This is a genomic window from Photorhabdus sp. RM322S (genome assembly GCF_042879395.1).
GTDB lineage: Bacteria > Pseudomonadota > Gammaproteobacteria > Enterobacterales > Enterobacteriaceae > Photorhabdus > Photorhabdus khanii.
Map to the genome: position 1 here is coordinate 82717 of NZ_JBHFKW010000004.1, position 22328 is coordinate 105044.

Annotated in this window: 21 protein-coding genes and 1 pseudogene; 14 read left to right on the forward strand and 8 right to left on the reverse strand. The window is 43.6% G+C overall.

Going from position 1 to position 22328, the window contains the following annotated elements; translation table 11 throughout:
* Positions 1-211: 211 nt before the first annotated feature.
* The 4 genes from pyrI to nrdG all read left to right on the forward strand — a co-directional run bounded on the left by pyrI (position 212) and on the right by nrdG (position 4033).
* Positions 212-676: an aspartate carbamoyltransferase regulatory subunit gene (pyrI, locus tag ACGF63_RS03750; RefSeq protein ID WP_036844037.1), complete on the forward strand. Its 465-nt coding sequence runs from the start codon at positions 212-214 to the stop codon at positions 674-676.
* 94 nt (positions 677-770) lie between these two features.
* Positions 771-1157 (forward strand): 2-iminobutanoate/2-iminopropanoate deaminase, encoded by a 387-nt coding sequence (gene ridA, locus ACGF63_RS03755; RefSeq protein WP_132352963.1) that lies wholly within the window; start codon positions 771-773, stop codon positions 1155-1157.
* 255 nt (positions 1158-1412) lie between these two features.
* Positions 1413-3572, forward strand: a complete 2160-nt coding sequence (gene nrdD, locus ACGF63_RS03760; RefSeq protein ID WP_387628894.1) for an anaerobic ribonucleoside-triphosphate reductase — start codon at positions 1413-1415, stop codon at positions 3570-3572.
* A complete protein-coding gene (gene nrdG, locus ACGF63_RS03765) occupies positions 3569-4033 on the forward strand; it encodes an anaerobic ribonucleoside-triphosphate reductase-activating protein (protein WP_387628897.1) in 465 nt (154 codons plus the stop codon). Before nrdD ends, nrdG begins: the two co-directional genes overlap by 4 nt.
* Positions 4034-4035: 2 nt before the next feature.
* Here nrdG and ACGF63_RS03770 read toward each other — a convergent pair whose 3' ends face one another.
* Positions 4036-4467 carry a YhbP family protein gene (locus tag ACGF63_RS03770; protein ID WP_036844338.1) on the reverse strand — a complete coding sequence of 144 codons (432 nt, stop codon included), beginning with the start codon at positions 4465-4467 and terminating at the stop codon, positions 4036-4038.
* 146 nt (positions 4468-4613) lie between these two features.
* Between ACGF63_RS03770 and ACGF63_RS03775 the strand changes: the two are divergent.
* Positions 4614-4927, forward strand: a pseudogene (locus ACGF63_RS03775) (transposase).
* Between the two features lie 179 nt (positions 4928-5106).
* Here ACGF63_RS03775 and ACGF63_RS03780 read toward each other — a convergent pair.
* Positions 5107-5358: a DUF1471 domain-containing protein gene (locus ACGF63_RS03780; RefSeq protein WP_036844044.1), complete on the reverse strand. Its 252-nt coding sequence runs from the start codon at positions 5356-5358 to the stop codon at positions 5107-5109.
* Positions 5359-5624: 266 nt separating this feature from the next.
* Here ACGF63_RS03780 and ACGF63_RS03785 point away from each other — a divergent pair, with 266 nt between their 5' ends.
* Positions 5625-5939: a GIY-YIG nuclease family protein gene (locus tag ACGF63_RS03785; protein WP_132352955.1), complete on the forward strand. Its 315-nt coding sequence runs from the start codon at positions 5625-5627 to the stop codon at positions 5937-5939.
* Here ACGF63_RS03785 and ACGF63_RS03790 read toward each other — a convergent pair.
* Positions 5908-6411: a GNAT family N-acetyltransferase gene (locus ACGF63_RS03790; RefSeq protein WP_036844047.1), complete on the reverse strand. Its 504-nt coding sequence runs from the start codon at positions 6409-6411 to the stop codon at positions 5908-5910. The two genes, ACGF63_RS03785 and ACGF63_RS03790, sit on opposite strands and share 32 nt — an antisense overlap.
* The gene (locus ACGF63_RS03795) at positions 6405-6752 is read right to left on the reverse strand and encodes a hypothetical protein (protein ID WP_051477215.1); all 348 of its coding nucleotides are present in this window, start codon (positions 6750-6752) and stop codon (positions 6405-6407) included. Before ACGF63_RS03795 ends, ACGF63_RS03790 begins: the two co-directional genes overlap by 7 nt.
* Positions 6753-7353: 601 nt before the next feature.
* On the opposite strand from ACGF63_RS03795, the gene ACGF63_RS03800 reads away from it, so the two are divergent.
* The 8 genes from ACGF63_RS03800 (at position 7354) to ACGF63_RS03835 (ending at position 17848) form a co-directional block, all read left to right on the forward strand.
* Positions 7354-8298: a prenyltransferase gene (locus ACGF63_RS03800; RefSeq protein ID WP_036844048.1), complete on the forward strand. Its 945-nt coding sequence runs from the start codon at positions 7354-7356 to the stop codon at positions 8296-8298.
* Between the two features lie 20 nt (positions 8299-8318).
* Positions 8319-10841 carry a phosphotransferase gene (locus tag ACGF63_RS03805; RefSeq protein ID WP_152963390.1) on the forward strand — a complete coding sequence of 841 codons (2523 nt, stop codon included), beginning with the start codon at positions 8319-8321 and terminating at the stop codon, positions 10839-10841.
* 165 nt (positions 10842-11006) lie between these two features.
* Positions 11007-13751: a phosphoenolpyruvate synthase gene (locus ACGF63_RS03810; protein ID WP_387628905.1), complete on the forward strand. Its 2745-nt coding sequence runs from the start codon at positions 11007-11009 to the stop codon at positions 13749-13751.
* Positions 13744-14799, forward strand: a complete 1056-nt coding sequence (locus ACGF63_RS03815) for a hypothetical protein (protein ID WP_036844050.1) — start codon at positions 13744-13746, stop codon at positions 14797-14799. The genes ACGF63_RS03810 and ACGF63_RS03815 overlap by 8 nt, the downstream gene beginning before the upstream one ends.
* On the forward strand, positions 14796-16370 hold the full coding sequence (locus ACGF63_RS03820) for a fatty acid CoA ligase family protein (protein WP_387628908.1): 1575 nt from the start codon (positions 14796-14798) through the stop codon (positions 16368-16370). Before ACGF63_RS03815 ends, ACGF63_RS03820 begins: the two co-directional genes overlap by 4 nt.
* Complete coding sequence (locus tag ACGF63_RS03825) at positions 16367-16990, forward strand: phosphatidylcholine/phosphatidylserine synthase (protein WP_036844053.1); 624 nt, start codon at positions 16367-16369, stop codon at positions 16988-16990. Before ACGF63_RS03820 ends, ACGF63_RS03825 begins: the two co-directional genes overlap by 4 nt.
* Positions 16980-17522 (forward strand): CDP-archaeol synthase, encoded by a 543-nt coding sequence (locus ACGF63_RS03830; RefSeq protein WP_152963393.1) that lies wholly within the window; start codon positions 16980-16982, stop codon positions 17520-17522. Before ACGF63_RS03825 ends, ACGF63_RS03830 begins: the two co-directional genes overlap by 11 nt.
* A 155-nt stretch (positions 17523-17677) precedes the next feature.
* Complete coding sequence (locus ACGF63_RS03835) at positions 17678-17848, forward strand: hypothetical protein (protein ID WP_152963394.1); 171 nt, start codon at positions 17678-17680, stop codon at positions 17846-17848.
* Between the two features lie 739 nt (positions 17849-18587).
* Here ACGF63_RS03835 and nadS read toward each other — a convergent pair.
* The 4 genes from nadS to ACGF63_RS03855 all read right to left on the reverse strand — a co-directional run bounded on the left by nadS (position 18588) and on the right by ACGF63_RS03855 (position 22321).
* Complete coding sequence (gene nadS, locus ACGF63_RS03840) at positions 18588-18884, reverse strand: NadS family protein (protein ID WP_152963395.1); 297 nt, start codon at positions 18882-18884, stop codon at positions 18588-18590.
* An 80-nt stretch (positions 18885-18964) separates the two neighbouring features.
* Complete coding sequence (locus ACGF63_RS03845) at positions 18965-19117, reverse strand: addiction module toxin RelE (protein WP_387628913.1); 153 nt, start codon at positions 19115-19117, stop codon at positions 18965-18967.
* Positions 19118-20051: 934 nt separating this feature from the next.
* Positions 20052-21176: an ABC transporter permease gene (locus ACGF63_RS03850; RefSeq protein ID WP_152963468.1), complete on the reverse strand. Its 1125-nt coding sequence runs from the start codon at positions 21174-21176 to the stop codon at positions 20052-20054.
* A complete protein-coding gene (locus ACGF63_RS03855) occupies positions 21176-22321 on the reverse strand; it encodes an ABC transporter permease (RefSeq protein WP_387628916.1) in 1146 nt (381 codons plus the stop codon). Before ACGF63_RS03855 ends, ACGF63_RS03850 begins: the two co-directional genes overlap by 1 nt.
* Positions 22322-22328 lie beyond the last annotated feature (7 nt).

Genomic DNA, 22328 nt, shown 5'->3' on the forward strand with positions numbered 1-22328 from the left:
TTTAATTTATATGATATTTGTGGCCTCTTTTCCTTCAATTGTCGGCGGTTACGTTGTTTCCAACACATAGCTGGCAGTAGATACGAATATCTTCTTATCTGGATAAACAAGATGGCACCACCTAAAATGGAAGATGTGTCGATTCTTAACAATATCTCCGGAGGATGAATACAGAAATAGTTGTCACTAAGATGTATTCATACAGAACACTATGACCCAAGATCATCAACTACAAGTCGAAGCCATTAAATGCGGTACGGTGATTGACCATATCCCAGCTCATGTAGGTTTCAAGTTACTCTCTCTATTTAAGCTGACTGAAACCGATCAACGCATTACCATCGGCCTGAACCTGCCTTCCAATCAGCTAGGTAAAAAAGATCTCATCAAAATCGAAAACACATTTCTGACAGAACAACAGGCTAATCAGCTTGCTATGTATGCGCCAAATGCAACAGTGAACTGTATTGAAGACTATGAGGTTGTGAAGAAACTGCCAATTAACCTGCCTGAGCGTATTGATAGCGTGTTAGTCTGTCCTAATAGCAATTGCATCAGCCACAATGAGCCGGTAGAAAGCAGTTTTCGGGTCAAAGTCACATTTGAAGATGTGGTATTGACCTGCAAATACTGCGAGAAAGAGTTTGATCGCAATGTGGTGATACTCAGCAAGTAAAAACAATCTATGCCGGTTGCTGAGGCAGGTACGGGCACTATAATAGTCCCTTTGTTGAAATATTTATTCAGTTATTACATTAACAGGAGAACCTATGTCATACGAGATTAATACCGAGAAAGCCCCTGCTGCAATTGGCCCATATGTTCAGGGTGTTGATTTGGGCAGTATGGTAATCACTTCTGGTCAGATTCCAGTCAATCCAGAAACAGGTGATGTCGCAGAAGATATCGCTGCCCAGGCTCGTCAATCACTGGAAAACGTTAAAGCTATCGTTGAGAAAGCAGGTCTGACTGTCGGTGACATTGTTAAAACAACTGTTTTCGTTAAAGATCTGAATGACTTCGGCACGGTTAACGCGACTTATGAAGCATTCTTCAAAGAACACAATGCCGCTTTCCCAGCACGTTCCTGTGTTGAAGTAGCCCGTCTGCCAAAAGACGTTAAAATCGAAATCGAAGCGATTGCCGTTCGTAAATAATCCCTATCCATTTCCCATAAACCCTTGGTCAGTTCACCCATTGACCAAGGGTTTTTTACTTTTTCCCATCTCCCAGACATAGTTTTCTGTTCTTTGTTTTAGATCAAATCAGGTCGTTATTATTTTACTTTCACTTACTACATATTGTGCTTAAATATAAAAATACAAACCATATATAGCATCACCTCTATTTAAGCTGAATATTAGAACGAGAATGACTTATACCTTTGGATAACATTCTCAAGGAGTTATATTGTGAAAACTGTTGTGATAAAACGAGATGGTCGTCAGGTACCATTTAATGAAATCCGTATCAGAGATGCCGTCAAACAGGCCGCCTCTGCCGCTGGAGTCACAGATGATGAGTACTGTGCTCAAGTTGCATCCGCAGTAACGCAATTAATGGCTGACCATAGTCAAGTTGATATACGAAACATTCAGCACGCGGTAGAAAACCAATTGATGGCGGGCAACTACAAGCACCTTGCCCGTCTCTATATTGAATATCGTCATGACAGGGATCCTGCCCGGGAATCACGCAGCCGCCTTAATCAGGAAATCCGTGGTTTGGTCGAACAGAGCAATATTTCCCTGCTCAATGAGAACGCAAATAAAGACAGTAAAGTTATTCCAACCCAACGCGATCTACTGGCAGGAATTGTTGCCAAGCATTATGCCAAACAGCACATGCTACCGCGTGACGTGGTACTGGCTCATGAAAGAGGTGAAATCCACTATCACGATTTGGACTATTCACCCTTTTTCCCGATGTTCAACTGTATGCTGATCGACCTGAAAGGCATGTTAACTAACGGGTTCAAGATGGGTAATGCCGAAATAGAGCCCCCCAAATCCATTGCAACCGCAACAGCGGTAACTGCTCAAATTATTGCCCAGGTTGCCAGCCATATTTATGGCGGTACCACGATTAACCGTATAGATGAAGTATTGGCACCATTCGTTAAAGCCAGCTATGACAAACATTTGGCCATTGCTGAAGAGTGGGATATTGCCGATAAAAAATCTTACGCTGAAACACAGACAGAAAAAGAGTGTTACGACGCTTTCCAGTCACTGGAATATGAAGTTAATACACTGCATACCGCCAACGGACAGACACCTTTTGTCACTTTTGGCTTTGGTCTGGGGACTTCAAAAGAATGCCGTCTAATCCAGCAATCTATTCTGCGTAACCGTATTGCCGGGTTGGGCAGGAACCACAAAACAGCCGTATTCCCCAAACTGGTATTTGCTATCCGTGATGGCTTGAATCATAAGCTTGGTGACCCTAACTACGATATCAAACAACTGGCTCTAAAATGTGCCAGCAAGCGAATGTATCCCGATATTCTTAACTACGATCAGGTTGTTAAAGTCACTGGATCCTTTAAAACCCCAATGGGCTGCCGCAGTTTCCTCGGTGTTTATGAAGAAAATGGTGAGCAAATTCATGAAGGTCGCAATAATTTGGGAGTTATCAGTTTAAACCTGCCTCGGATTGCTATCGAAGCCAAACGAGATGAAAAATATTTCTGGCGATTGCTGGATAAGCGTCTGGCACTGGCAAAACAAGCATTGATGACCCGTATTGCCCGTCTGGAAGGTGTCAAAGCACGAGTTGCTCCAACCCTTTATATGGAAGGTGCTTGCGGTATTCGCCTGAAAGCCGATGATAATATCGCTGAAATCTTTAAACATGGCAGAGCTTCTATCTCTCTGGGCTATATTGGCATTCATGAAACCATTAACGCATTGTATGGCAATCAGATTCATCTATTTGATGACCAGCAATTACGAGTAAAGGCTCTCGCAATTGTTAACCATCTGCGAAAAGCAACTGATCAATGGAAAAAAGAGACGGGTTATGGTTTTAGCCTGTACAGCACACCAAGTGAAAACCTGTGTGATCGTTTCTGCCGCCTTGATGCCGCTGAATTTGGTGTTATCGAAGGAGTGACGGACAAAGGCTATTACACCAACAGTTTCCATCTTGATGTTGAAAAGAAGTCCAATCCTTACGACAAACTGGATTTTGAGGCATCTTATCCACCACTGGCAAACGGCGGTTTTATCTGTTACGGCGAATATCCCAATCTGCAACATAATTTGAAAGCACTGGAAGATATCTGGGATTACAGCTACTTACACACTCCTTATTACGGAACCAATACCCCCATTGACGAATGCTATGACTGCGGATTTACTGGTGAATTCTCCTGTACCAGTAAAGGGTTTCTCTGCCCCCGTTGCGGCAATCATGAACCCGCCAGAGTATCAGTAACCCGCCGTGTCTGCGGTTATCTGGGAAGCCCTGACGCCCGCCCATTCAATTCAGGTAAGCAAGAAGAGGTGAAACGCAGAGTAAAACATCTGACAAACGGACAATTAGATTCATTCAGGCAAGCTAAAAAATGAATTACCACCAATATTACCCTGTTGATGTAGTTAACGGTCCCGGAACCCGCTGTACGCTGTTTGTTGCAGGATGCGAGCACCAATGCCCCGGTTGCTATAACAAAAGCACCTGGCGAACAAATTCCGGCCAACTATTTACCCAGGAAATGGCAAACCATATTGTCGCTGATTTACAGGATAGCCGCATTAAACGGCAAGGGCTGTCTTTGTCTGGCGGCGATCCTCTTCATCCGCACAACATATCCGTGATCCTGAAACTGGTAAAACGAATCACGGCAGAGTGCCCTGAAAAGGATATCTGGCTGTGGACTGGCTATCTGCTAAGTGAACTCAGCAAAGCCCAACAGGAAGTTGTTAGCTATATTAATGTGCTGGTAGATGGCAAGTTCATACAGAATCTTTATGATCCCGGCTTATTATGGCGCGGCAGCCGCAACCAGATTATTCATCGACTTAGATAATTTTATCGCTGCCAACAGATTTTCTTACCAAATCCCAGCGTGTTATCAGTCATTTTTATTTCACTGAGATCCAGTTGCCAAATAGGTGTTTTGGCCGCTATTGCCACAGGAAAACGGCGGCAATAGCGCGCTCTGGCAACTTTATCCTCTTCTCCTTCCAGACGAATGGCTTCCCCTCTGAACTGAATACCTTTTATCTGTGCAATATTACGAATCTGCCCGGCAACAGTCCCTGCCACCTGTGAATTTATCTGCATCATTTCACCATGACGGGTATGAGGCTCAGTCATAAACCACAAGGCTATTTTATCGGCATCAAAAACATAGAAACAACTTGCACACCAGATATCATTTTCTGCTGTTGTACAAAGCGTGAAAACGTGCTGTCTTGCGAAGTATTGGCGGATAATCTGAAAGTTTTCAGTGGTATTCACACTCCCTCCATTGACATCCTCCCCCACCTTCGCACTTCGTGACTCAGGAGGGGGATCCCCATTATTTGTAGGCTTTCAGGATGAGCATGAGTATTCAGTGTGGAGTCAATTGACTCACTATCTTACTGTCTATTGGGTTAATTTCAATGCAAAAATACAAAATCAACCGTTCAAGACATGCCGCTTTTCTTTAGCATGTACATCTTGTTTTCGTCACCAAATACAGGCGGAAAATACGCAGTGATTGACACTCCGCAGCCTTTCATCAGTATGCAGGCGAGGTCTGCCACGATTTTGGTACTGAAGCCACGGCGCATCTGCTCATGTCCACATGCTGATTGAATACCCACCCACAATTAAACTCTCACCGGTGCGGTGGTCACGTTCTTATTTTGCGGGTTCGTGCGGAGGTGCTCCGTTGGAAGTCGTAAAGCAATACATTCAGCATCAACATGGCTGAGGGTTTTTCGGGCTTTTCAAGCCCGTCCAAATTCCCCTCCCGCCTTGTATCGGCGGGAGTACCCTTTGGAGGATTTTTTATTGGCCTGGAAACCCAGAACCACGCCGGGATAAACATCATCCTACGGCGTGTTCTGACATCTCCCGACAGAGTCAGGGTTCAGTGTGTTCTACTATAAATTAGTTATAGATTTCAGCAACACCTGACAGTTGGTTCTTACCACTGGTAGATATAATACGGAAAGAAGATGCACCAGCTTCGTCAGCTTTTTTGGACAATTCAGCACTCAAGCTTTCCAAGGTATCAGCACCGGTTACAGAAACCACGCCAACCTTGGTAGATGAAGTAGTTTGCACCTCTGTTGCTGCCATACTACCGAAAGAGATAGCACTTAAAGCCAAAGCAACAGCGATATATTTTACGTTTTTCATAACATGATCCTTGATCAATTTTTAATGGAATGAGTTACTCTCTGTGATGTGGATCATAGTATGCTCTAACGACCGGAATAAAAATTAGCAATTATTGCTATTTTATTTCAAATTTTTTGAATAAAAACAGTTAATATAGGAATTTGATATGTAACTAATTTTGATAAAATTGTTATATTATAATGACTTAAACTAAGTTATTCAGAAAAATAATATAGAAAAAACGTCTTACTAAAATACAAAAATAAAAAATTAAGAAAAATTATATGGCTAAAAATCAATGGGTTCTTTACTTACTGAAAACAAAAGCAGGAATGCTGTACACAGGGATAACGACAGATATCAACCGCCGTTTTGCGCAACATGCAAATGGTAAAGGAGCAAAAGCACTGAGAGGGAAAGGACCATTACAGCTGGTTTTCAGCAGTCACGCCGGAGACAGATCCCGTGCCTCACAACTGGAATATCAGGTAAAGCAATTGAGTAAACAACAAAAAGAGAGGCTGGTTATTTGCCAGCCCATCTGTATAGCAAAATATTTGGCATCAATCAGAAACGGTCAAAATGGGGAGAATAAGTAACCAGCCCAGTATAATCAGCCAAGGAACTGTCAGCTAATTCATATACCTGAAAATAGGGTTCACACTTTGACCACTGGCAATGTAACTGGTGCTCACTGGCAAGCGTAAAACCAAACCGGCGATAATAGTGCGGATCACCTAAAACAACGACTACGCCGTAACCAAATTCATTCAGGCTATCCAGACCTTCATAAACCAATTTTTCACCAATTCCCTGCCGACGATATTCTTCAGCAACCGCTAACGGCGCTAAACCAACCCATTGGTGATCCTCTCCATTAATATCTACCGGACTGAATGCCACGTAACCAATGACCTGACCTTCTTCATCCGTAGCAACCATACCCAACGTAAGTAATCCATCTTCCCGCAATTGTTGTACCAATTCCGCTTCCGCCGGGGTGTCAAAAGATTTCCGCAGTAATTGATCTATTCCCGCTGCATCTACTGGAATTTCTACCCTGATCAACATGATAATCGCGCATGTTCTGCGCCCTCCGGTAAACTGACTTTAATAAGCTCAACCAATCGCAATAAACCGGTACGAAGAACAGCAGGCATAGGCTTCAGTGCTATCGCATCTACCCAATTTCTAACATACAACCCTGATTCTGCATTCCCTGCAATACACAAACGACAACGACACAGGAAAAACAAAATATCCAGTTCTTCTTTGCGGATAGCTATTAAAATCAGATTATTGGCTTCGCCGATGAAATTAACCCCTTTCTGCTTATGCTGGCTGACAACTAAATGATTATCACGGACAGTAGTAAACCAGCGCAGATTAAGATCGCGGATTTTTCCTAACACAGCTCAAACTCCTTACTTGATAAAGTAGCATAGCTATTCAACCAGAATATATCGGTATTTCTCCGATCCTACATCAAGAATCCAATACAGAACCAGTTGTAAATTTTACCTTTCAACTATTGGGGTAATATCCGCCTATAAACTGCTCTAAATCAAAACATCTCACCATTCAGTTAATTACAATTGTTAATTATTATTACTTTATTCCAGTATTTCATATAGAACAGACTTGCCCCACAAAAAGCTTATTTATGTGGAGCATAGTTGTTGTAGATAACGGGGTGGATGTCATTTATATCGGACCGAAACATGACATCAAGGCCCATTACTTTTCAATCAAAAACATCAGACAAACATACAGTTATGAAAGAAAATGTAAACATAAGTTGCATACTGATATTTAAATTTACACATCCTGATTATAGCGGATTGCAAATTTTTGGCTTAACGTATGGCGCTGGTCGATACGTATTTCTTACGGCTACCTGCTAAAAAGCACGTATAGACTTTATTAAGATTTACTTTTGGATTTATTATCCTTGGATTGGATTGTTACAAACGCATATTAGTTTAATCTTTATACAATAAATAGGAATGACGTATGGAAGGCCAAGATATCTATTCAAAATTCATTGGTAAGAGGATAAAGCTATGGATGGATGAGCGTTTCCCGCTACAAAATGCACCGCTTTTCTTTATTTTTTATATCATCAGCTATTCCGTAGCTTTTTATTCAATAGGGGAAAAGCCTGTTTTGTCATGGGAAATCCTGCTCGGTTGCCTGATGGCCTTCTCCTATTTTTTACTATTACGGATATTCGATGAGCATAAGGATTATCAACTGGATTGTGAACACCACCCACAGCGGATCTTACAGCGCGGTATTATTACGCTGAAAAATCTACGGGTACTCGGTATCTGTTGTATCGCATTGCAATTGGGTGGAAGTCTATTTTTAGATCAAGGCGTTGGTTCAGTCACTTTTGCCTGGCTATTAGTCTTTATCTGGACCTGCCTTATGGGGAAAGAGTTCTTTATCGGTGAATGGTTAAACCAACACCTCACTTGGTACGCCATTTCCCATATGCTGGTAATGCCGCTCATTATCTGGTGGTTGGGCAATATCGCCAGCCCTAACGTTGCACTCACTTTCCCAATATGGGTTTTGATGGGATTGTGCTTTTTCTCTGGATTCAGTTTTGAAATTACACGCAAATGTAAAGGTCCGGATGAAGAGCGTCTGGAAATACCGACTTATTCATCTATTTTCGGCAGAAAAATAGCCGTCGCTATTATCGCATCATTACTCACCGTAATGTTGGCGTTACAGATTTGGCTAATCAATATCACCACTGATGGTATAGCGTTATGGGCGTTAATTATCTTGGTCGTTTGTTATGCATTATGTCTATGGCAATTAGGCAAATTCCTTCATCGCCCCACTATCCAGAATCGCAAACGCGATGAGGCTGTAGTGGGAATATTTATGGTACTGGGTTACTCAGTTTGCACTGCCAGCATCTTAATAAAGCTTGGGTTTGCTTAGGTATTAAAGGAAATATAGTTATGTTGCAAAAAGAAATCCAATCATGCGTATTTGATGTCTCAGATAATACCACTGCTCACATAAAAAACTGTGCGCGAGATTCTATTCTCGAATTATCACGTGACATATTCAGCATTAAACACCAAGAAGCATCTGCCGTCCGCACAGAAGCAACCCAAGTAGAATTATTGCCCCGCCGCCACCTCTATACATATACCGAGGAAGCCCGGCAAAAGCGCCTGGATTATCTGATAAAACATACTGGGCATCCACTGGAACACGTAGCCGCTACCCATCTGGATGCGACAAAACTAACAAAAACCATTGAAGGATTTATTGGTTCAATAGAAATCCCTGTGGGGATCGCTGGCCCTCTCTTGATAAAGGGACAATACGCTCAAGGGGTATATTATGCACCGCTCGCCACCACAGAAGGCGCTTTAATTGCGTCAATATCCCGTGGCTCCTCCGCCATTATGCAATCAGGTGGCACCACTACCCGTGTGCTCGGCCAACGCATGATACGAGCACCCCGTTTTGAATTTCATAGCGTAACACACAGCGTCATGTTCAGTGATTGGATTAACGAGCATCTCAGCGAAATACGGCATGAAATTGGCCGCCACTCCAAACACGCGCAATTGCTGGAAATAAAGCCTCAAATCATTGGGCGCAGCGTCCATTTGCAGTTCATCTACAATACAGCGGCAGCAGCAGGCCAAAATATGACTACCGTCTGCACCTGGCATGCATGCCAATGGATCCAACAACAACTCGCCAAAATGGCGTTTATACCCCTGCGCCACTTTATGATAGATGGTAATACTTCTGGCGATAAAAAAGTCTCTTATAAAACGTTTATTGAAGGACGTGGGACACGTGTCGTTGCCGAAGTTTATCTCAGTGCTGAATCCTGTCAGCAAATCCTGAGAGTCACTCCGCAGCAACTTGTTACGGCTTATCATCATATCAGCGAGGGGGCTATCGCCTCAGGGATGGTCGGCGTAAATATTAATGCAGCAAATGTTATCGCCGGTATGTTTACTGCCCTCGGTCAAGACATCGCCTGTGTGCATGAATCATCAGTCGCGCATTTACACATGACATTAACTGCCGATAACCGAGTCTATTGCAGTGTCACACTGCCCTCGCTAATCGTAGGAACAGTCGGTGGCGGGACCTATTTACCACACCAACGTGAATGTCTGAACATGCTGGGCTGCACCGATGAAAACGGCACTGCCCGCCTGGCTGAAATCATCACCAGTTATTGCCTGGCTCTTGATATTTCAACACTGTCAGCTGTTGCAGCGGATGAGTTTGCTCAATCACATGAAAGACTTGGCCGCAACCGCCCAACCCACACTAGCGATATTATTCCGCACACCCTACAGGAGCTTGATCTGTCATTTTTCCAGCAAGCAAACTTTAATCCTGTGTTACAGGGAACTCACCTAACCACGATCAACCCTGAATTTTCTAGCAATGATGAGCACAGCCTGCTGACACATCTGAGCTCGAATTATGCAGAACGCTTAATTGGTTTATTTCCCTTTGCGATGACGACATCCGCACAACGTACTCTGCCAGTGATGCTGAAACTGAAACCGTTGGGGAGTGAGATCGTTAAAATGGTCCTGGATATTGCCAAGCACTGTTCCCCTGAATTGTTTGCTGTTTTCCAGGATTTTGCCCACCATCTTGAATTTAACCAAAGTCATAGCCGTGAGCTGGCTATTATGAATCAGCAAAATCCACAGTTGATGCGCTATATACCCGTTATCTATGGTGTGATTGAAAATGAGGCAACCGGAACTTATGCCCTGATTGAAGAATTACTCCAGGATATGGTGCTAATGAACAATATTAACCTGGAAACACCGTGGGAACAGCACCATCTTGAAACCGCTATCAGAGGGGTAGCCGATATTCATTCCATCTGGTTAGGGCGGGAAGGCGAGCTTATGTGGAAATTCCCACAACTGCAAATTCCTGATGCCGATACCGTTTCACAGATGAATCCCCTGTGGCAAAAACTAGGCAATTTTATTCACCAGACATTCCCTGAGTTGTTCACCGCCGAAGAACAACAAGATTTTCAGCACTGGGTAGATAACACCGCCACCTGGTGGCAAGAAATCGAACAAATGCCCAGGACATTGATCCATGGCGATTTCAACCCTAGGAATATTGCCTTCCGGCAGCAGGAAGAAGGATTGCGTTTATGCGCCTGGGATTGGGAGTTGTCTACTTTGCATCTACCACAGCGCGACCTTGCCGAATTACTGGCCTTTAGTTTAGACCAGCATAGCGATGCGGACAGTGTGGCCTATTGTATTGAACTGCACCGGGTTGAACTTGAACAAAAATCGGGACTCTCTCTCGATCCAATAAGTTGGCAACGTGGCTATGAGCTCGCATTACGTGATTTATGGATGAGAAGAATACCGCTTTATATGATGGCGCATAAGGTTGTTGGCTATCCATTTATGGAACGCACAATGAAAACTATCCGCTGGCTTATTTCATTAACGCGGAACTAATAGTAACCCAAATAAATTATTTAATTTACTCTTCCTCTAAAATAAGGGTGCGGCAATAGTTTGTAATACATTCGTGTCTTATTGATTGACCTACGCCAATATTATTACGCGCAGATAGGGCCATGATGTAAGCAAGGTGTACTATTGCTGCATTGGTGGAACAACATGAAATATCTCTATACTCAAGATAGCGCTATTGAATTAGCAGAACATTCCTTAGGCGGTAAAGCGGCTAATTTATTATGGCTTACGCAAAACGGTTTCCCTGTACCTGATTATTGGGTCATCAGCAGCGAGGTACTGAACCGTTTATTAATCAACGATACGTTTGCGATTAACATTGTGGAACAATTAGCTGCCGTGCCACATGATATTAGCCAGGAAAAACTCGACGCCATCGCCGCTCCTCTGCGCCAATGGCTACAGTCGATTCCGTTGCCTACTGAGTTAGAAGAAGAATTAGCTCTTTTGTCAGAGAATTACCCGGATGCGTTTTTTGCTGTTCGCTCATCAGCTATTGGTGAAGATGCAGCCAACGCGTCCTTCGCCGGACAGATGGACAGCTATCTGTTTCAGCGTGGCAAATCCGCCCTTGCCGACAGCTTACGCGCCGTGATGGCCTCAGCTTTTAATACCCGCGCGTTACAATATCGTTTACACAAACAGCTGCCGATGGGCAATATCCGTAGCGCTGTCATCATTCAGAACATGGTTGCCGGCGAGGTTTCTGGTGTCATGTTTACTGCACATCCAGTGACCGGCAGCAGACAACATTGCCTAATCTCATCCGCCTGGGGCACAGGAGAAGGTGTGGTTTCCGGCGAATGTGATACCGATGAATTTTCCGTTCACCTCACCACACCTGAAATCGAACGCCATATCACGCAAAAAGGGACAGCAAGTGTTTTCGATACCACCAGCGGCAGCGGTACGGTAACAATGCCCGTCGCGGAAGAAAAACAGTGGAAACCGACTTTACCCGATAGAGAAATCTATGCATTGCGGGATATTGGCAAAAAAATCGCCGCGGCACGGGGATGTCCACAAGATATTGAATGGACAATTCAAAACCACCAAATCTTTATTCTACAGACTCGGCCAATCACTCGGTTACCCCGTCTGAATGATAAAAGCGAACGCCATATTATTTTCGATAACTCCAATATTCAGGAATCTTATTGTGGAATAACAACGCCGCTGACTTTCTCTTTTGCCCGCGCAGGTTATGCCACTGTTTATGAACAGACAATACGTGCCTTAGGCTGTTCGGATAAACAAATTAATCAGCATCGTTCCATGTTGGAAAACATGCTCGGTTTAACTAAAGGCAGGATCTATTACAACATCAATAATTGGTACAAAGGACTATTATTACTGCCCTCTTTCCAAACCAATAAAAAAGATATGGAAAGAATGATGGGGCTGGAAGACCCCGTTGATTTTATTGAAGATAAAACACCTTCACTGAGCGATAAAATAAAAAAACTCCCACAGATGGGGTGGGCACTCCTGCGCCTGTTATATGCTTTCAGAACAATGGATCAGCGGGTAGAACTTTTCTTAGAACAGTTTAAACAGCATGCTGCCGCCATAAGGCGAACTGAATTGCACATCTGCAACAGCAGCCAACTGATCGAGAAATTGAAATATCTGGATGAACATCTGCTACAACGCTGGACGACGCCTATCCTGAATGACTTCTATGTGATGATGTTCAATGGCCGGGTACACCGGGGACTGACCGCTGCGGGTATTGAAAACTCGTCCGCATTATTAGGCGATCTTCTTTCCGGGGATGAAGATATAGAAAGCACCCAGCCGACTAAAGTGTTGTTGAAAATGTGCCAGTACGCACGCCAGAATTCAGCATTATGCACCCTGCTAACACATGGAGATGCACGTACCCTGTTAACTCAGGTACGCAAACTCGATACATCATTCCACCAACAGTGCATTGATTATATTGAAAAATATGGCGATCGTACTATGGGTGAGCTAAAGCTGGAGACCATTACGCTAAAACAAGATCCCAGTTTTCTATTTCTGATAATAAAAAACTACCTTGCGATCGATACCCTCACACCAGAAACCTTGTCCAGCCGAGAAAGAAAGTTGCGTACTCAAGCTGAAAACACGGCATTTCAGCAAATACGCGAGCAACTTGGTTCCAAGCGTATGGAAGCCTTCAAAAAAAATCTGCGTAAATTACGTCAGGCGATACGCCACCGGGAAAATATGCGCTTCACCCGAACCCGTATGTTTGGGCTATACCGGGATATTTTCATACAGCTCGGCCAGGCATATGCATTAGAAGGACTCCTCGCAGAACCCCGCGATATTTTCTATCTGACGTTAGAGGAGATCTACAGCGGTTACGAAGGAACAGCAGTACAGACCCAGCTTAAGCCTTTAGTCGCTATACGCAAACAGGAATACGCCAGCTACGAAACAGAGGATGAGCCTGCTCACCACTTCTTTATCAGAGGCTCACTGTATCAACAGCAAGATTACAGCTATCCCTATCAGGAGCGACAGACCCCAACCGATAGCGGCATGCTACAGGGCATAGGCTGTTATCCAGGGGTGGTTGAAACAACCATCCGCTTAATTAAAAACCCACAGGATGAGATGTCATTGGCAGGGCAGATCCTTTGTACCGTCCGTACCGATCCCGGTTGGGCACCACTATTCCCTACCGCAGGCGGGTTATTGATCGAACGCGGTTCCACCCTCTCGCATTCTGCCGTCGTTGCTCGTGAACTGGGGATCCCCGCCATTGTCGGCATTCCGGCGATCACCCAAATTTTAAAAGATGGCGATCGGGTACGCATGGATGGCGCAACCGGGAGTGTTATCCGCTTGCACGACACCACGACAGAAGAATTACCTTCAAGGAACGAACATGTCTGATATCTTCATGGGTGAATGGTCCCCGGCCACCCCATTACCTGAAAGTTTTCTCGATCTTCCGGCAACAATCTACCGTGACTGGCCGCTCTGGCCTGGCGAAGACCGGGAGAAAGTACAACAACAGTTCAGTCTGGAGAATCCTTGGTTTAATCACAGCAAAGCCTGGATTGGCTGTATTACGGGGAAAACCCGTCTTGCCGGTTTTTTAGTGCCCCACGCCGTTGATGGTCAATCCGCCGCATTTTTCGGTTTTTGGGAAACCGATAATGATATGGCAAGCAACACCATGCTGTTTAACGCCCTGGAACAATGGGCCAAGAAAAATGGCGCACACAATCTCTACGGGCCGATTAACTTCTCAACCTTCGGGCATTACCGCGTCCGGCTTGATCATTTTGATGTTCCCCCCTTTGAGCATGAACCTTACAACCCGCCTTATTACTCCCTATTGTTAGAAGGATTAGGGTTCGATACTCGTTACCGCTACACCTCGATATTCGATGATACTCAGGCAGTAGCAAACAATTTTCGGCTGGACTATCAGCGTGGGCAAAAGCTCCCTGATACTCAGGCGACGTTACTGCCGCTAACGCCGGAATTATGGATACAGGAACAAGTTAGATTATATTCCTTTATTGATTCAGTCTTCGGCGAAAATTTCGCTTACACCACACCGTCATGGGCAACATTTCAACAGTATTGCGGTGAGGCGTTTATTAAACCTTTTTGCCATTATCCTGCATCATTCCTGGCTAAAACCGACAGTGGTGAGATTGCCGGGTTAATTCTTAGCTTATCCGTGAGCCAAAACGGTCAGCCCGCTATAGGCTTGTTGAAAACCGTAGCAGTCGCGCCGCAATACCGGGGAAGTCGGCTATATCACGCGCTGTATCACTCATATCAGCAGAGTGCCAGCCGTATTCATCCCCGTCTGGGGGGTGCCCTGATGCGCGAAGATAATAAATCATTAAAGACCGCACAACGGCTTTTCAATACACCTGCCTCCACCAGACATCAATACGCGCTTTATTACAGGAGGCTCGCATGACAAATATTTGTCAGCCAATTGTCGATGCGGCCCAAAAATACCCTGAGCATTTAGCCCTGCAAGCACCACACGGCAGTAGTTTAAGTTTTCGGGAATTTTTTTCTCATGCATCCCACTTCCAGCATCTGTTAACTCAGGCCGGATTCGTGGCCGGCGATCGCTTGTTAGTGATCGTTCAGCCAGGCTTAGTTCTTTACCCATTGCTTATCGCCATTCTGGGATTGGGGCTGGTTCCGGTGATGCTTGAACGGGGGCTTTCCAGAAAACAGCTCCGGGAGACACTACGACACAGCAAATTATCGGCGGTTATCACCCAACCTGCGTTAGGAAAATTCTGGTTTCTGATCCCCGAACTGTGGCGACTGCGCCGTTTTGTTATCGGACAGCCAATCTGGGGCATGAAAGTGTTGAAAGCCCCCAGCCAACATTCATCAATGAATAGCTTTATCTGTCAGGATTTACCGCCGGATACGACTGGATTAATTACTTTTACCTCAGGTTCTACCGGTATGCCTAAAGGTGCAAACCGTACTCATGACAGCCTGTTAGCACAACTTTATGCCATAAAAGCGATTTTTCCCGGGGAAAAGAGCGAGATCGACCTGCACAGTTTCCCCGTTATGGTGCTGCATTCATTGTGCTGCGGCAACAGCAGTATTCTGCCTGATTTTGACTTTGCCCATCCTGCAACTGTTGATGCGCAGAAGATTGTCGGGCAGTTGCAAGATGAGGGCATCACCTGCCTCAGCGGTGCCCCCGCCTATATGAGCAAAGTCACTGATTACGCCAGAAACAAGAGATTGTCATTCCCTAACGTGCGGACTGTCATCGTAGGCGGTGCACCTGCCAATAAGGAACTGCTTGAAAACTGCCAGGCAGTCTTCCCACATGCTCTGCGTCTGGTGGTCTATGGTTCCACCGAGGTTGAACCGATCAGTACGGTCGAAATGACAACGCAATTAAATCACTGGGTAACCCATGATGGTTATCTGGCCGGGAAACCCGTCACACAAGCGGAAATATGTATCAGAGAGATAACCGCTGATCCCCAGCAAATTACTCCGCTGGCTACCGGTGATATAGGTGAAATTCTGGTTGCCGGACCTCATGTGCTCAAAGACTATATTGATAATCCACAAGCAACAAAAGAAAACAAACTCCCGCGTAAACAGGGAGGGATATGGCACTGTACCGGTGATGTTGGCCGCCTGGATACCACAGGACAGCTCTGGTTGCTTGGACGGGTAAAAGACCAGGTGCTGTTAGATGATGGGCGCATTATCCATCCCTATGTGGTGGAAAAAAGGATCAATGAACTGCCAAACGTCGCACGGAGCGCATTCGTATTGCATCCTTTGGGTGGAGCCGCGTTGATATTGGAAAGTACCACCCTGCTGACAGGTTTATCCACCATTTTAGACGAACTGGATCTCACTCTGGTTACCCGAATTTATTATGTCAATCCTATTCCCGTCGACATTCGCCATAACAGCAAAATAAACCGCATAGCACTGATAAATATGCTCAGGAAAGGCCAATTATCCTCCTTTCCATACAAGGAAAAATTATGAACAGTAACCATTTCATCATCCAGCTAAACAGAGCGGACTATATCACTATTGGTGGAGCAGTATTTAGCGCTCTCTCCGTGGCAGCCGCATTACAGCATTGGTATTATCTTGCCATTGCGTTCTTATATCTTGCCATGCTTGGCGATGCACTCGATGGCATCATAGCCAGAAATTTACACATTGACCGTTCCTTTGGTCGCTATCTCGATGGCTTTATGGATCAACTGATTTACTTGGTTTCACCAGCCATTATCCTATACCTTTCCGGTTATCAATCTTGGTATTCCCTGTTTATTATCTTAATGATAATCAGTGGTTGTCTGCGATTATCTGTCTTCAATGAAGTTGGGAATATTAAGAATGAAAGTAAGCTCTCCTATCTTGGTATGCCCGTATTCTGGAGTTTATTTATTATTAGCGGTTACGCTTTGGTCGGCTTAGTGGCAACGCCGAAGCTGGCTCAGCTTTTACTAACGCTAGCGCTTCTTGCATTCAGTATCGCCATGCTATGGGATCGTCCGTTTTATAAGTTCAAACATCTCAGTACTATCGTCAGTACAACACTTGCGGGGTTTGTTTTATTTACAGGTCTTCATTTCTGGAGTCTCTATGTTCAATAGTTTTTATCACGCGGGGATTTTACTTATCCCCGTTATCCTTGGTGGTTGTTTACACATGGTGATTGTTACAAAAAACTATTTTTCCTACTGGGCTATCCCGGTACATCAACGTTATTTCGGCTACAACAAGACCTGGCGTGGTTTTATTGCTGTACCGATTATTACCGCGCTATTTTCACCGCTGTGGTTAATACTCTGTACCGAAACACAGGACACCATTATTCCACGGACCATTGCCTCCTGTTTATTTACCGGGTTCCTGGCGGGTTTAGGTTACGTTCTTTTCGAGTTGCCAAACTCCTGGTTGAAAAGGAGACTCGGCGCACCACCGGGACAACATCCGAAGCAAAATAAGCAGCTGTTTATTTTATTCGATCAGCTTGATTCCGCCATTGGTATTACAATGGCCTATTTCATTTGTCTTAATCTTACTTATATTGATACGTTTTTCATTTTCCTCTGGTTTTTAATCAGCGCTTTTATCGTTAAAAATATGCTGTTTTTATTTTCGCTGAAAAAGACGAGATTCTAGGTGGGAATACCACAGCAAAATGGCTTCCCAATAAGGAAGCCATTTTAGATTATTAACAAAGCTCTGTTTTTTTATCCGTCACTCTATTTTAATCAAAAAACAGGTAGAAACTTTAATCATCAAAGGCAAAAAACCGTGATTAAAGATTTTTTAAAGTGGGTAAAAGATTCGATGTTATACTGACATTGGAAGAGAAAACAGGCTTTAATTTTAATACTATTGATATCTCTTTTACCCTCTCTGGTTTTAAACCTGAAAAATCAAATACAGAAAAAGTAAAAACGAGAAAACCTGAATATCAATTTAATGAAAATGGGAAAGTTTAAATACGTGACGTGAAACGGAAAAAATACTAACTTGCCATAACTATTTAAAAACACAAATAGAGAGATTAAAGCTCTTATATAAAAGTCAGATTTAACTCAATAAACGTGCTTTTCAACAGGATAGTGAATTGCGTTTAATCGAAGTCCATTAAACATCAACAGAAAGTTGAAAACAAATCAGCATATAAAAGAATATTATCTAAACAGACTGATATTCAGGTGCTTTATCACCATCATTTAACGAAGCAAGCCATAAAAATAACGCAATAAAAAAGGGATAACATGGTTAAATAACTATATGGACACCGATTCAATTCAAGTGGGTGTCCATATAGTTATTTAGGTTGTTATTATTAAGCATAGGATAGATTTACTGGCTTAAATAGAGGGGTTAATCTTGAAACATCAACCACTTTTTCTGCCTTATCAAGGCCATACGCAATTTCACCAGGGTGAGGGGGGGTTAAACATCTTCTTCATTAATAATAATCCTCATAGTTAACGATATATGCATCACCATCAATAAACTCGAATGTCACGCGCCAACTGGGTTTTTGTGAGCAACTCTTCATTCGGGCTAAATGTTGGCATAGCATACCTGTCATGAACTTAGTTGCTGGACGCTGCAAGCATGACGTTATATCGGAAAGTAACAGCTCAACGCAGTTACTTTCCGAACATGCATAAAAAGCAGCAATATTTACCTAAATGTTTCAGACAATTAGCATGCTTTTCTTGCTCAAATAGATCTTAACGTGTCTACGATATTCGGATTTTTCTCTATTAAAAATAGCATTTTCAATGCGATCCCTGATGGTGTTCGCTGGTTTTGTTCCCAGCTTTGCACCAGTCTAATGCTCACCCCTACCATTTCCGCAAACTTGGATTGTTTCATACCGAAATTTTTGCGGATTAATTTAACATTAGGGATAGCATGACGATGAACATGTTCAGGCTTAGGCTGAAATTCACCGTTTTCTATAGCGACCATCTCATTTACACTACTCAAAAGCTCTTTAAACATGTTTTCTTCCATAATTTATCCTCAATACGTTAGATCATTCCCTGAAAATTTAGATATAAAACTGGAGAAGTTAACCGCCCAAGGGCGGCATTTTATTTCATATGTTGAACAGAATTTTTCAATTGTGCTTTCTGATCTTGTGTCAGGTCTTCTTGTACATTTTTCGGATAAACAAACAACAAATACAATCGACCGCTTAACGTCCTAACATAGTAAATAACTCGTACCCCACCGCTCTTACCCATCCTTTTGCGGCCCCAGCGAATCTTTTTACACCCACCAGTTTGACTAATCGTGTCGCCATGTTCGTGATACTTCAACAAGTAAATTTGAAGCTCTGAAACTCATCATCTTCTATGAGTTCTGCTCTAACCTTACTGAAAGCGGTAGTTTCGATAAACTCCAAGTAATCCATCGTAACTTCTCCATGTTATCTATGATGATATTACACTAACACACCGTGTTACTTTTCAAGTGAAAAATGACACAGTGTGTTATTTTGGCTAAATTTAAATCTTTTCAATATATAATATGTATGGCTTATATTAGACCTTCATTAATTAACTTCTTTTGGGTGTTTCTCCCTTTTTAACTTTTACCAGGCGCAAGAATCACTGCGCTGAACAGCCGCTAAATAGCTTTCCATAATACCGATACACCTATGCATTTTGTTTTTTCTTGAACAATATTGGTTTTATAGCCTATCTCATTATTTCCACGGGTCGCTTGGATGAAAAGGCTGTATGTCTTGGTACACAAGGGCTGGTTGAAAGTAGAGCGTAATTATGAAAACTTATTTAATCCGGCAGGATTTAAACCCTGAATAAAGAGTTGATTATCCGAAAAAACATAAAAGGGTATCTTTACATTATCAAGTTAATTTACTGTCTGAAAACACGATATCCCATGATGATTAAACTTACAAAAAACAGACGTTAAAAATGGTAAAAACAACCGTTAAAAGAGACTGTAATTTAAACAGGTTAATCAGGCAATATATTTTCCAAAAGGAACAGAATTTAATAACGTTTTCAACCGGGAATAAACTTTTTCATAAACCAATTAAATCATCGAAAATAAAAATTTCCATGAAAAACCACGATACCTTAAATATGCCAATTTAAACTTGCTTTACCCTGTTTTAACCCGTCCAGTCGCATTGCTTTTCTACGGTTTGATTTAACGCGACAGATTAGTTCCCATCCGATTACGCACCATCCCGATCAGAATCCCCAGCAGCGTATAAACCACGCCAAGGATCAGCATCATGGCGATATCGCCCAGTACATTCTGTAATGGCAGCCCCATCTGGTTAACACCTGCAATCGCTTTTGTCGCCCAAGTGGATGGTAAGGCAGAAGAGATTGCCCTCACCCAATCAGGCATCGCCTGTACTGGCCAGATTGTGCCGGAAATATAGAACACAGGCGTTGTGCTAAGGGCGAGCGTCAGATAGATCATTTCCACACTGCGCATGCATTCTGTCACCAGCTTTCCTAATCCGAACACCGCCAGCATAAACAGGAAAGTCAGCATTAATAACAGAGGAATAGACGCTTCCTGCCGGTATCCCAATACCCACGGCCAAAGAACAAAAAATAGAGTGGAGAGGAAAAGCCAGATTGGTAATAACGCCGATAATGCACCTAAATAGACGGGTAATGGTGGTTTACCTTTCGGCGTACTGCGCATCGTAATACTGACCCGCACACAAGATATTAGCAAAGAGTGTTGCAACAACATCACCAACAAACCAGGGAAGGTAATTGCAGCAAAGCTAACTCCTGGGTTGAACAGCCCAACAGTTTCACTACGAATTGGCATCAGTAGTAGCTTTACCTGTTCAGGACTGAAACCATATTTCAAGAGTAATTTGCTGTTATATTCACTCAGCAATTGCCGGTGGGCAGAGGTCAACTCTTGCTGAATTTGCCCATTGGCAAGACGACTCGTTGCATCTCCATAAATCGGGAAGGTGATATTTTTTCCATTAAGGATATTTTTCTCCAGATCCGCCGGTATGATAATAATCGCAAAAATTTCACGTAACAGCAGATCGTGACGAGCATCAGCCAGATTGTCATAGCTGTGGACAGCAATTTTAGCCGTGGAATTAAGCTGACGTATCAGAGCACGACTGGCGAAGCTGTGATCCTGATCGATCACGGCAACGGGCAGATCCCATACTGTTGGCCGGACATACACCAAACTCATCAGACACAGGGAAGCCAGCATCAACATCCACATGGGTTTTTCCAGCATTCCCATTAACACCCGGCGAAAAGTCTGCCAATACATCTGCATCATTCACCGCCTTGTGGCAGACTAAGCCGTTTCAATAACCGGTTACGCACCAGCAGGGAACAAACGACCGGATAAGTCAGTAACGAAGCACAAACAGATAAAATACCCAGTAAAGAAACCTCACGCAGAAAAATATCAAACATCGCATTCAAGGCATGGGTCAAAGGCTCAAGATTGGCAATTATCCTCTCCGGCAATATCATTGATAATTCGGGTACTGACATACCTGAAAAGGTCATCGCAATACTCACCAACACCCCGATAAGGCTATACGCTGTCAATGCGCTATTGGTGAAAGTAAATAGCAACAGGCCAACACTTTGGGCGGCAATCACATAGAAGAAACCGACTACCACCATATATATTGGATTACCATTCACTTTTGCATCAAATACCCCAATCAGCGCCGCCAACTCCACGATCAACAACAGAGTAAAAAACAAGGTATAAGGCATCAATTTTCCCAACAGGGCGAAGGTAAACGGTTTCATTGTCATCAGCGTACTGCCACGGGCCATACTGTAAATCGTGCAAGTCACAACAAAAAGCTGCAACAAATGGATAGTGGCCGCAAACTGCTGATAATAAATGTAACTACCACTGGCATTGAAAAGACTGTCATAAGCGAGTGTGACACTGGCTAACGGAGGTAACTGGCGCTCCATCTCCGTTGCCAATATGGAACGGTATTTGGCATTGATTTCCGCCATGACTCCACTGAAGTCCTGAATAGAATAACTTCCGGCACCATAAAACAATGCGTTGTAATACATACGAACGGTTGGCTGGTCCCCCCGGAGAGCATCAGCCTCAAAATCATTCGGGATATAAAGCAGAGAGTAATCCTTAGCGTTGCCAAGCCGTTCAAGAGATTCATGCAATCCACCATCGTAGGATTTAATATGCGCATGAGAAGCGCCATCCAGATTACGGATCAGACTACGTGACAACGAGCTATGATCATTATCCACTACCGAGACCGGCAGATTGAGCAACGTCCCTTCTGAAAAGTTAGCGCTGATTAGCACAAACAGCATCAAAGGGAATAACCAACTTAGCCAGTGAAAAACCGGACTACGGATCGTAGCCCGAATCTCTTGACTAAAAGCGCGTTCGAACCCACGCCATGCAACCTTGCTCCTCATCAGCAAA